Annotated in this window: 9 protein-coding genes; 5 read left to right on the plus strand and 4 right to left on the minus strand. The window is 59.4% G+C overall.

The window, feature by feature from the left end; translation table 11 throughout:
• Window positions 1-162 precede the first annotated feature (162 nt).
• On the minus strand, window positions 163-1,185 hold the full coding sequence (locus tag ABID12_RS11125; protein ID WP_106308158.1) for a LacI family DNA-binding transcriptional regulator: 1,023 nt from the start codon (window positions 1,183-1,185) through the stop codon (window positions 163-165).
• Between the two features lie 396 nt (window positions 1,186-1,581).
• Here ABID12_RS11125 and ABID12_RS11130 point away from each other — a divergent pair, with 396 nt between their 5' ends.
• From ABID12_RS11130 to ABID12_RS11150, 5 genes are all read left to right on the plus strand, one after another.
• Window positions 1,582-2,937 carry an ABC transporter substrate-binding protein gene (locus ABID12_RS11130; protein ID WP_354434251.1) on the plus strand — a complete coding sequence of 452 codons (1,356 nt, stop codon included), beginning with the start codon at window positions 1,582-1,584 and terminating at the stop codon, window positions 2,935-2,937.
• A gap of 339 nt (window positions 2,938-3,276) precedes the next feature.
• On the plus strand, window positions 3,277-4,287 hold the full coding sequence (locus ABID12_RS11135) for a carbohydrate ABC transporter permease (RefSeq protein WP_354434252.1): 1,011 nt from the start codon (window positions 3,277-3,279) through the stop codon (window positions 4,285-4,287).
• Window positions 4,288-5,430 (plus strand): carbohydrate ABC transporter permease, encoded by a 1,143-nt coding sequence (locus tag ABID12_RS11140; protein ID WP_106308149.1) that lies wholly within the window; start codon window positions 4,288-4,290, stop codon window positions 5,428-5,430. It abuts the gene before it with no gap.
• 48 nt (window positions 5,431-5,478) lie between these two features.
• The gene (gene bglA / locus ABID12_RS11145) at window positions 5,479-7,140 is read left to right on the plus strand and encodes a beta-galactosidase BglA (protein WP_354434253.1); all 1,662 of its coding nucleotides are present in this window, start codon (window positions 5,479-5,481) and stop codon (window positions 7,138-7,140) included.
• Between the two features lie 16 nt (window positions 7,141-7,156).
• Window positions 7,157-8,254 (plus strand): ABC transporter ATP-binding protein, encoded by a 1,098-nt coding sequence (locus ABID12_RS11150; protein ID WP_354434254.1) that lies wholly within the window; start codon window positions 7,157-7,159, stop codon window positions 8,252-8,254.
• Between the two features lie 136 nt (window positions 8,255-8,390).
• On the opposite strand, the gene ABID12_RS11155 is transcribed toward ABID12_RS11150, so the two are convergent.
• The 3 genes from ABID12_RS11155 to pgl all read right to left on the minus strand — a co-directional run bounded on the left by ABID12_RS11155 (window position 8,391) and on the right by pgl (window position 12,094).
• Window positions 8,391-9,050 carry an outer membrane protein gene (locus ABID12_RS11155; RefSeq protein ID WP_354434255.1) on the minus strand — a complete coding sequence of 220 codons (660 nt, stop codon included), beginning with the start codon at window positions 9,048-9,050 and terminating at the stop codon, window positions 8,391-8,393.
• Window positions 9,051-9,522: 472 nt separating this feature from the next.
• A complete protein-coding gene (edd, locus tag ABID12_RS11160; protein WP_354434256.1) occupies window positions 9,523-11,346 on the minus strand; it encodes a phosphogluconate dehydratase in 1,824 nt (607 codons plus the stop codon).
• A gap of 49 nt (window positions 11,347-11,395) precedes the next feature.
• Window positions 11,396-12,094 (minus strand): 6-phosphogluconolactonase, encoded by a 699-nt coding sequence (pgl, locus tag ABID12_RS11165; RefSeq protein WP_354434257.1) that lies wholly within the window; start codon window positions 12,092-12,094, stop codon window positions 11,396-11,398.
• Window positions 12,095-12,123 lie beyond the last annotated feature (29 nt).

Below are 12,123 nucleotides of genomic sequence, written 5' to 3' on the forward strand. Positions count from 1 at the left end.
CTCTATGGCTCAGGTGGCAATGCGGGTTTTCGTGACTGGTTGCGGCGCTGTGCCCGTCAGGGTTATGTCGTCGGGACCTGTTCAACGGGAGGCTGTTTTGGTTTTGCTGCCTGCCAAAATTTTTACTTTGTAAAATAGCGCGTTTCTTGAAAGAGGTGCAGGTTATTCAGGGGCCCGGCCTGTCGAGGCGCGCACCACAAGTTCAGGGCGCCACAATTCCTGGGTTTCGTCTTTTTCCAGCCCGTTGATACGGTGAATCAGCCTTTCGGCAATGCGCTTGCCCGCCGTGCGCAGCGATGAACGCGTGGTCGTCAGCGGCACGGAAAACAGTTCCGGGCGCAGCAGGGGCAGGACATCGTCATAGGATATCAGCGAAACGTCCTTGCCGAGCTGCTTGCCGGAATGAGCGACGGCCCGCACAATGCCGAGCGCCTGTACCATGCTGGAGCACAGCATGGCGGTCGGCGTTTCGGGGCCGTCGAGAAAGCGTTCGGCAGCGCGCTGACCGTCAGCCTCGGTCATCTGCGCGGAGACGTGGAAATCCTCGCTGAGGCTGAGGCCGGCCTCCGCCAGCGCCTTGATCACGCCATCGCGCCGTCTGATGGCAAACCCGAATTTCTCGTCGCCATTGATAAGGCCGATGCGACGGTGGCCGAGCTGCAGCAGAAGCCGCGTCGCGTCATAAAATGCCGCTTCGTTATCGACATCGAGCGAAGGGTAGGGATGCGGCGGATCGAAAAAACGACCGTGAACGATGAACGGTAACCCGAAGGATTCCATCAGGTCGATGCGGCTGTCGCTCTCGCGGATATAGGCGAGGCACAGCCCGTCGACGTAACCGCTGGTCGCCAGGCTTTGAAGCGCGGAGACCTCGTCGGCGGGATTGGCCGGCATGACCACGAGATGGAAATCTTCCGCCTGGGCCTTTTCCCCCAGTCCGTTCAGAAACTCCCCGAAATGCAGGTCGGAAATCACCTGGTCGCCGATCGGCATCAACAGGCCGATCGAGCCGGCCTTGCCGGTTGCAAGCCGCTGTGCCGTGCGGTTGGGTCTGTAGCCCGTTTCGCGTGCAGCCTTCAGCACGCGTTCGCGGGTCGCGGCGTTAACCTCGGGATATCCGTTCAGGGCCCGGCTCACAGTCGTCGGCGAAAGACCGAGCTGCGCCGACAATTGTTTCAGATTCACTCCCGTGTCCTCCCTGGAGGCGCGCTACACATTGAAAATTCTGTGAAACTTCCTGCGCTCCAAAACGTTTACCGGCAAGGTTGGTTCTGGGAAAATATGTTCTGCACGGCTCCGGCGCGTCGCGCTTAACGTGAAGCGGTTCCCTCAGTGTCTTTCCAAAGCGGTTTGAGTTTTTTATCAACCCTTGTGGCGATGTGGAAAGCCCTTTTTGGGAAAAATCGATTAAAAAACGTCCCAGCTCCGAAAAAACGGCAAAATTTGGTCTTGTTTTAGGGAAAGGGGTTGACTCAAGCCCATCACACGCGAATTCTCTGGAGATGTCAAAGCGCTTTGAATTGAGCGCCGAATGACAACCGAGACCTTCGAGAGGGTCGAATGTGATGGGAGGTAAATCACATGCATAAAGTTCTGTTGACGGGCGTCGCTACGCTCGCCCTCGTTACCGGTGCGGCCCAGGCTGCCGACCTGAAGTTCGCCCCCGGCGAGGATTCCCGCTTCAACTGGGACAGCTTTACCCAGTTTTCCGATTCCCACGATCTGAGCGGCCAGACGCTGACGATCTTCGGCCCCTGGCTCGGGCCCGACAAGGATCTGATCGAAAGCGTACTGGCTTATTTCGAGGAAGCCACCGGCGCGAATGTCGAATATTCCGGCTCCGACTCCTTCGAACAGCAGATCGTCATCGACACGCAGGCCGGCAGCCCGGCCAATATCGCCGTGTTCCCGCAGCCCGGCCTTGCCGCCGACCTCGCAGCCAAGGGTTTTCTGACGGAACTGCCCGCAGAGACCGGTGAATTCCTGGCGGAAAAATATGCGGCTGGACAGTCCTGGGTCGATCTTTCGACCTATGAAGGGCCGGATGGCGAGTCCCACCTCTATGTCTTCCCTTACAAAGCCGACGTCAAATCACTGGTCTGGTATGTTCCCGACAACTTCGACGATGCCGGTTACGACGTTCCCGAAACCATGGAAGAGCTGAAGGCGCTGACCGAGCAGATCGTTGCCGACGGCGGCACGCCCTGGTGCATCGGTCTCGGTTCCGGCGGTGCGACCGGCTGGCCGGCGACCGACTGGGTCGAGGATATGATGCTGCGTACGCAGCCGCCGGAAGTCTATGACCAGTGGGTCACGAACGAAATTCCGTTCAACGATCCGCGTGTCGTCAACGCGATCGACGAGTTCGGCTGGTTCGCCAAGAACGATCAGTTCGTTGACGGCGGCGCCGATGCCGTTGCCTCGACCGATTTCCGCGACAGCCCGAAGGGCCTCTTCGACAGCCCGCCGAAGTGCTACATGCACCACATGGCATCGTTCATACCCTCATTCTTCCCGGAAGGCACGGAACTCGGTCTTGATGCCGATTTCTTCTACTTCCCGGCCTATGAGGGCGAAGATCTGGGTAAGCCTGTTCTCGGCGCCGGCACGCTGTTCGGCATCACCGAGGATAGCCCGTCGGCTCAGGCTTTCATCGAGTTCCTCGAAACGCCGATTGCCCACGAGATCTGGATGGCCCAGTCCGGTTTCCTGACACCCTTCAAGGACGTCAACCCGGAAGCCTATGCCAACGACACGCTGCGTGGCGAAGGCGAAATCCTGACGGAAGCCACGACTTTCCGCTTCGACGGTTCCGACCTGATGCCCGGCAAGATCGGCGCAGGCGCATTCTGGACCGGTATGATCGATTTCGTCGGCGGCCAGTCTGCCGAAGATGCGGCGACCGAAATCCAGAACTCCTGGGACACGCTCAAGTAACGGTCGTCAAACGGCTTGTGTTTTGTCATACTGCACCGGGCCCGGGAGGGGCCGGTGCGCTACTCCTCGAAAATGAGATAGCGCGGCAGCGCACTGTTCCGAAGACGCGCATGGACAGGAAGATGTGCGTCTTGCGGCTGGGTTGGTCTTGCCGCGCGCGTGTCGAAAAGCTGAGAAGACAAGAACAGAACGGTCCGGCGAACTCAGTTTCATATCCGTTCTGGAGCAATTCTGGGTGCAGTGGACACCGGTTCACCGTCCGGAATTGCGGAAAAACAAAGAGATAGAGCCTTTTCGCTAATCCGGGAAACACGGAAAGGTTCTAGGGAGACAAACGGCGTGGAACAGATTTTAATAGCCTTGTTGGCTGTGGTCGCGGGCGTTTTGGCTGCCGTGATCTATTTCTACGGCTCCAACAAGTTACTCGACCTGATTTTTCCGTCGCAGACCAAGGACCCCGCCGAGGGCGCAAACAATCTGCGCATCTCCGGGATGATACGCCCCTGGCTGTTTCTCGGTCCCGCACTCCTGTCGCTTGGCATCTACCTCGTCTATCCGGTCGTTGCCTCTGCCTGGATATCGTTCAGGGGGCCGACCGGCGACAATTTCGTCGGGCTGGCCAACTACCGCTGGATGTTCGGCGATTCCGAATTCCGCCAATCGATGTTCAACAACATGCTCTGGCTGATCTTCGTGCCGGCGCTGTCGACCTTTTTCGGGCTGATCATCGCCTGGCTGACGGACCGGATATGGTGGGGTTCCTTTGCCAAGATGATGATCTTCATGCCGATGGCGATCTCCTTCGTCGGCGCCTCGGTCATCTGGAAATTCGTCTATGACTATCGCGGCGAGGGCAGTGAGCAGATCGGCATTCTGAACGCCATTGTCGTGGCCATGGGCGGCGAGCCGCATGTGTGGATCGCCATGCCGTTCTGGAACAATTTCTTCCTGATGATCATCCTTTTGTGGATCCAGACCGGCTTTGCCATGGTGCTGCTGTCGGCCGCACTGCGCGGTATTCCCGAAGAAACCATCGAGGCCGCCGTCATCGACGGCGCCAACGGGGTGCAGATCTTCTTCAAGATCATGATCCCGCAGATATACAACACCATCGCGGTCGTCTGGACCACGATCACCATCATTGTCCTGAAGATCTTCGATATCGTTCTCGCGATGACCAACGGGCAATGGGATACACAAGTGCTCGCCAATCTCATGTTCGACTGGATGTTCCGCGGCGGCGGCGACTTCGGCCGTGGCGCGACGATCGCCATCGTCATCATGGTCCTGGTTATTCCGATCATGGTCTGGAACATCCGCAATGCGCGCAAAGAGATGGAGGGCCGGTAAATGTATTCGCACAAGAAATCGCCGCTTGTCTGGTTCTCGCACATCACCGTTCTCGTGCTTGTCGTGCTGTGGACCATCCCGACCTTCGGCCTTCTGGTGACGTCGCTGCGCGATAAAGACCAGATCGTCGCGTCCGGCTGGTGGACCTCGCTGTCCACTTCGACGCAGAACCTGATTTACCGCACGCCGGGCGAGGCCGGGCAGACCGAGGAGGACGGCCTCTACATCAATACCGGCAATGCGCTGGAAGATGGTGCAGGCAAGGTTTCGCGTTTCGGCACGTCCTCGCTGCGTCCGCAGGAATTCGAGGTCGGCCAGACCGTCGATCTCGACGACGGGATGCAACTGACCGTCGAGGAAAACGGCGACTATCGTCTGACCTCGCCGGAATCCTTCGGCCGACGGGGCGAGCGCATCTTCGTCACCGCAGAAATTCCGCCGCGCTTCACGTTTGAAAACTATCGCAACGTGCTGACGGCGGAGGGGATCGGGCAGTCCTTCCTCAATTCGCTGACGGTTGCCATCCCCTCGACCATCATTCCGGTTCTGGTGGCGGCCTATGCGGCCTATGCGCTGTCCTGGATGAAGTTTCCGTTTCGCAACCTGCTTCTGGCCATCATTGTCGGCCTTCTGGTCGTGCCGCTGCAGATGTCGCTGATCCCGCTTTTGAAGATGTACAACGCCATCGGCCAGACCTTCGATGTGCCGGCGAAAACCTATGTCGGCATATGGCTGGCGCATATGGGTTTCGGTCTGCCGCTGGCGATCTATCTATTGCGCAATTATATCGCCGGCCTGCCGCGCGAACTGATGGAATCGGCGCGCGTCGACGGGGCCAATGACTTCATGATCTTCAACAAGATCATCCTGCCGCTGTCCTATCCGGCCCTCGCCTCCTTTGCGATCTTCCAGTTCCTGTGGACCTGGAACGACCTGCTGGTGGCAACCGTGTTCCTCGGTAATTCCGAGCAGACGATCGTGCTGACGGCGCGGTTGCGGGAATTGCTCGGCTCACGCGGCGGCAATTGGGAAATTCTGACGGCCTCCGCCTTCGTGTCGATCATCGTGCCGCTGGTCGTGTTCTTCGCCCTGCAGCGCTATCTCGTGCGCGGCCTTCTGGCCGGTTCGGTCAAGGGCGGCTGATGCCGCCCCGATGGACAATCGCGACATCAGAAACAGAAAAGAAAAACAATGACCGACAGCAATCTCATTCAGGCGGACAAGGACTGGTGGCGTGGCGCCGTCATCTATCAGGTCTATCCGCGTTCGTTTCAGGATTCATCCGGTGATGGCGTCGGTGATATCCGCGGCATTGCCGACCGGCTCGACTATATTGCCGGGCTCGGGGCCGATGCCGTGTGGATCTCGCCGTTCTTTACCTCGCCGATGAAGGATTTCGGCTATGACGTGTCGAACTACAAGGACATCGACCCGATGTTCGGCACGCTGGCGGATTTCGACGCGATGATCGAGAAGGCCCATTCTCTCGGCCTCAAGATCATGATCGATCTGGTGCTCTCGCACACCTCCGACCAGCATCCCTGGTTCGTGGAAAGCCGCGCAAGCCGCGACAACCCCAGATCCGACTGGTATGTCTGGGCCGAGGCCAGGCCCGATGGCTCGCCACCCAATAACTGGCTGTCGATTTTCGGCGGTTCGGCATGGCAGTGGGATTCGCGCCGGCTGCAATATTACATGCACAATTTCCTGGTCTCACAGCCCGACCTCAACTTCCACAATCCGGATGTTCAGGACGCATTGCTCGATGCGGCGAAGTTCTGGCTGGAACGCGGTGTCGATGGCTTCCGGCTCGATACGATCAACTTCTATTTCTGCGACAGGGAACTGCGCGACAATCCGGCGCTCGCGCCGGAACTGAGAAACGACAGCACCGCGCCCGCCGTCAATCCCTACAATTATCAGGAACATCTCTACGACAAGAGCCGGCCTGAAAATCTGGAATTCCTCAAGCGGTTGCGTGCACTGATGGAGGAATATCCGGCTATCGCCGCCGTCGGCGAGGTCGGCGACAGCCAGCGCGGGCTTAAGATCGTCGGCGAATATACCTCCGGCGATGACAAGATGCAGATGTGCTACGCCTTCGAGTTCCTGGCGCCGCAACGTGTGACGCCGAAACGGGTGGTCGATTCGATCAATGCCTTTGATGCGGCTGCCCCCGAAGGCTGGGCCTGCTGGGCGTTTTCCAACCATGATGTCGTGCGTCACCTGACCCGCTGGGGCGCGGATATCGCCGACCAGACGGCCTATGCGAAAATGCTGGGCAGTCTTTTGATGACGCTGAAAGGCTCGATCTGCCTTTACGAGGGCGAGGAACTTGGTCTGACCGAGGCCGACATCGCTTTCGAGGACCTGCAGGACCCCTACGGCATCGAGTTCTGGCCCGAATTCAAGGGCCGCGACGGCTGCCGCACGCCGATGGTGTGGCAGGCGGGTGCCAAGAATGCCGGCTTTTCGACGGCGGAGCAGACCTGGCTTCCGGTCTCTGCCGACCATGTGATGAAAGCGGTGGATGTGCAGGCCGGCAATCCGGCGTCCGTGCTGGAGCACTATCGGCGTTTCCTCACCTTCCGCAGGGCGCATCCGGCGCTTGCCAAAGGCGCGATCCGCTTCCTGCCGTGCGATGACGAAACGGTGCTGGTCTTTGCACGCGATCTCTCGGATGAAACGATCCTGTGCGTGTTCAATATGTCGGCCGAGCCGGCAACGGTGCGCCTGCCCGAAGGTGCATGGACTGCTTTTTCAACCGGCGACCATGGTTTTTCCTACGAGGAGGACGGGACCATGGTAAAACTTCCTGCCTGGGGCGGCTATTTCGCCCGCCAAGGACAATAGGGGAAAGGGGCGAAAGATGACTGGTGTAACCCTCAATAAGGTCAAGAAATCCTACGGCAATGTCGAGGTTCTTCACGGCATTGACCTTGAAATCAACCCCGGCGAATTCGTGGTTTTTGTCGGTCCTTCGGGCTGTGGCAAGTCCACCCTGCTGCGTATGATCGCGGGTCTGGAGGAAATCTCCGGTGGCGAGATCTCGATTGACGATCAGGTGGTCAACCAGATCCCGCCGTCGAAGCGCGGCATCGCCATGGTGTTCCAGACCTATGCGCTCTATCCGCATATGTCGGTCTATGACAACATGGCGTTCGGCATGCGGATCGCCAAGGAAAGCAAGGCCGAGATCGACCGGCGCGTGCGGGCTGCCGCCGATATGCTGCAGATCACGCCTTACCTTGATCGTCTGCCCAAGGCGCTTTCCGGCGGTCAGCGCCAGCGCGTCGCCATTGGTCGGGCCATCTGCCGCGATCCCAAGGTGTTCCTGTTCGATGAGCCGTTGTCGAACCTCGATGCCGCGCTGCGCGTCGCAACCCGTATCGAGATTGCCAAGCTCAACGACCAGATGCCCGATACGACGATGATCTATGTGACCCACGACCAGGTGGAGGCGATGACGCTTGCCGACCGGATCGTGGTGCTTTCGGGCGGCTATATCGAACAGGTCGGCGCACCGCTTGAACTTTACGAACGCCCGGCAAACCTGTTTGTCGCCCAGTTCATCGGCTCACCGGCGATGAACATCATGCCTGCCAAGATCACCCGGACCGGCGAGGTCACGGAACTCGAACTTCGTGACGGCAAGCGCCTTGAGGTGCCGGTTAAGACCGGTGAACAGGAGATGGGCAAGGATGTGAGCTTCGGTGTGCGCCCGGAAGATGTGCGCGAGGCCGCAGAGGACGATGACTTCCTGTTCGAAGGCAAGATATCGATCATCGAAGCGCTCGGTGAAGTGACGCTTATCTATATCGAGGGCGACCTCGTCGATGACGATCCGATCATCGTCAAATTGCCCGGTATTCACGAAGGCAAGCCGGGTGACACGATGCGCTTCGTCGCCGATCCGGAAAAGCGCCATATCTTCGACGAAAACGGCCGCAGCTACCTCTACCGCTGACCCGAACGCACATAATCGGCGCATATAAAAAACCCCGGCGGCAATACCGTCGGGGCTTTTTCTTTCCTGGCGCAATAAAGGGAGGAGGGAACGCCGGGAAAATGTGACAGGGCGGGAGGGCGCCCTGTCAGCTTTATCAGAACTTGTAACCAACGCGAGCCATGACGCGGTTGGATTCGTAGTCCTTGCCTTCAAGGCCGGAAAGAGCGCCGTCGAAGCTCTTCTTGCCGAAGTCGGTGTAGCGGTATTCAAGACCACCGAAGAGGTTTTCGGTGAAGGCGTAGTCGAGACCGGCGCCGACCGTCCAGCCGCTGAAGGTCTGGTCCTGATCCAGGCCATCACCTTCGATGTAACCGTTGGCAAGCGCCCAACCACCCGTTGCATAAAGCAGGGCGTTGTCGAAGGCATAACCGAGACGACCACGGACAGAACCTTCCCAGTCAGAACCGGCCTTGATGCCGGGCGCGATGGTCTGTTCATTCCAGTTGTAGTCGAGTTCACCTTCAACACCGACAACGATGTTGTTGTCGAACTGGTAGTTGTAGCCGGCAAAGCCGCCGAGCTTGGCGCCGTCGAAATCTTCGCTGCCGACTTTGACGCCGTTGGCGTGCAGGTTGGCGCTTGCCCAGTCATAACCGGCGGTGCCACCAAGGTAGAAGCCCGACCAGTCGAAGCTCTGCGGGATAACCTGCGGTGCAACATAGGGTTCTGCCGGTGCCTGGGTGACGACATCCGCAGCTTCTGCGGTGGCGGCCATTGCGATGATCGCGGCGGAAGCGAGAAGAATCTTTTTCATAACTGTCTCCATCTTGACTTTCGATGAGGGATAAATGGTTCGAATGATCAATCGTTCAATTAAAATATTGCCTTAAGCGTGAAATCGATCGGCCGTGTTGCCGGAATGTAACACCCCCAAGGCTGCCCGATTGCATTCATGTCTCCCAAACGAAAAGGACCGGGAAATTGTTTCCCGTGGCCCCCGATTAGAGAGTGGTTATGTCTATTTAGTGGCAGCAAGACGCGCGCATTGCGGCGGGCGATCACGGATTGATTCAGTGTGTTAACGAACCCGGGAACATCTTCAAACCGGCGGCAGATCAGAGGGGTAGTGTGCAGCCTATCGCCGCCGTTCTCCATCCCTTGCCAGGGCCGAGGAACCCGTGCTTGTTCTGTCAGCCGAGGACTTTGCCACACTTGATGCGGCTGGCTGCAAACCGGATCGATGATAAGAGCGGGCCACCGGCTGATCAGCCGATGGCCCTTCATGTTTATCCGAAGACGACGCTTGCGCCCTGATCGGCGGTGCCGACGTGGTGGCGGAAGGGGGCGAAGAGTTCGCGGCCCATGCCGAATTCATTGCCGGAGAGATCGGCGCTGGCCACGTCGCGGGCATCGAATTCCGCAGCCGGGACGAGCGCTTCCAGCGTGCCGGTTTCGGCGTCGAGCCGCAGCATGTCGCCATCGCGGATTTTGGCGATTGGCCCGCCATCCTTGGCTTCGGGGGTGACGTGAATGGCAGCGGGCACCTTGCCCGAAGCGCCCGACATGCGGCCGTCGGTGACGAGCGCCACCTTGTAACCGCGGTCCTGCAGCACGCCGAGCGGCGGCGTCAGGCGGTGCAGTTCGGGCATGCCGTTCGATTTTGGTCCCTGGAAGCGCACGACGGCGATGAAATCGCGATTGAGTTCGCCCGCCTTGAAGGCATCTTGCAGTTCCTGCTGGTCGTGGAACACCACGGCCGGCGCTTCGATGACCCGGCGCTCCGGCTTAACGGCAGAAATCTTGATGACGGCCTTGCCGATATTGCCGGTCAGAATCTTCAGCCCGCCATTGGGCTGGAACGGTTTGTCATGGGTCGTCAGCACCTTCGGATCGGCACTCGGGCCGTTGCCGATTGTCTCACGCTTGACCGTGCCATTCTCACCGAGCTTGACGTCGATGGCATAGGCTTCCATGCCTTCGCCGAACACAGTGCGGACATCGTCATGCAGGTAGCCGGCATTCAGAAGCTGGCGGATCAGATACCCCATGCCGCCGGCGGCGTGGAAGTGGTTCACATCGGCCAGCCCGTTCGGATAGACGCGGGCCAGAAGGGGCACGATGTCGGAGAGGTCGGAAATATCCTGCCAGGTGAGCTGGATGCCGCCGGCCCGCGCCATGGCGATCAGGTGCATGGTGTGGTTGGTCGATCCACCGGTGGCATGCAGCCCGACCACGCCGTTGACGATCGAACGTTCGTCGATCATCTGGCCGACGGGGGTGAACTCGTTGCCGTTGACGGTGATGGCGAAGGCGCGTTTCACCGCTTCCTTGGTCAGCGCATCGCGCAGCGGCGTATTCGGGTTGATGAAGGAGGAACCCGGCATGTGCAGGCCCATCATTTCCATCAACATCTGGTTGGAGTTGGCCGTGCCGTAGAAGGTGCAGGTGCCGGGGCCGTGATAGGATTTCGATTCCGATTCCAGCAGTTCCTTGCGGCCGACCTTGCCCTCTGCATAAAGCTGGCGGATCTGGGATTTTTCGTCATTGCCCTGACCGGTGGTCATCGGGCCTGCGGGAATGAAGATCGTCGGCAGGTGGCCGAAGGTCAATGCCGCCATGGCAAGGCCGGGCACGATCTTGTCGCAGACGCCGAGATAGACGGCGGCATCGAACATGTTGTGCGACAGGCCGACAGCGGCCGACATGGCAATCAGGTCGCGGGAGAAAAGCGACAGTTCCATGCCCGGCTGGCCCTGGGTGACGCCATCGCACATGGCCGGAACGCCGCCGGCCACCTGTGCCACGCCACCAGCCTCACGCGCGGCGGTGCGGATGGTTTCCGGGAAGGTCTCGAACGGCTGATGCGCCGAAAGCATGTCGTTATAGGCGGTGATGATGCCGAGATTGGGCACGCTGTCACCCGACAGCGCGTCCTTTTCGGCGGGGGAACAGACGGCAAAACCATGGGCAAGGTTACCGCAGGACAGAACCGAACGGTGCACGCCCTTGGAAATGGCTTGGCTGACGCGATCGAGATAGGCTTCGCGCGTGGGTTTGGACCGCTCGACAATGCGGGCGGTGATCTCTGCAATGCGGGGATCGGCGGTCATGGGCTTTTCCTGTTTTCAAAAGAAACGCGGAAGGCGCCCGGCAGAACTGTCAGGGCGCCCAGTAGATATTAACGGGGGAGGATGCCCGGGAAAGAACGGCGCGGATGGGCATTTCCGTTTCGTCGTTACCCTCGAGGGCCTTGTTCAGAACTTCCATTTTTTCCTGGCCTTCGATGTGAAGGATCAGAAGGCCGGCATTTTCCAGGCTGGAGAAGGTGAAGGTGAGGCGGGCCTCGCCGGCGCCTTCGGCATGCATGGCCATCACGCCGGCAGGCGTGTTGATGTCGAGCGCCCTGGCCAGCGTGTCGCCGCCGGGAAAGAACGAGGCCGTGTGACCGTCGGTTCCCATGCCGAGCACCACGACATCGAAGGGCAGGCTTGTTGCCGACACCTTGTTGGTGACGATTTCGGCCGCTTCCCCGACATTTTCGACATTCTGGTAAAGCGGAATGAAACGGGCCTGGGCGGCCGGGCCCAAAAGCAGGTTTTCCTTGACCAGCTTGTGGTTCGAACGCGGGCTGTCTTCCGGCACGAAGCGTTCGTCAACGAGGGTGACGGTCACCTTTTCCCAGTCGATCGGCGCGGACGAGAGCGCCTTGAAGAATGCCTTCGGCGTCGAGCCGCCGGAAACGGCGATCGATGCCGTTCCCTTGTCTGCGATGGCGAGCGCGAGCTTGTCGGCAACTTCGGCGGCAAGCGCTGCCGCCAGCGCACTGCCGTTTTCAAACTTATGCATTTTCTCGGTCATGATCTTCTCTGCATGCTCTCAACGGGTTT

The sequence above is a fragment of the Martelella mangrovi genome (genome assembly GCF_040545495.1).
GTDB classification, from domain to species: domain Bacteria; phylum Pseudomonadota; class Alphaproteobacteria; order Rhizobiales; family Rhizobiaceae; genus Martelella; species Martelella mangrovi.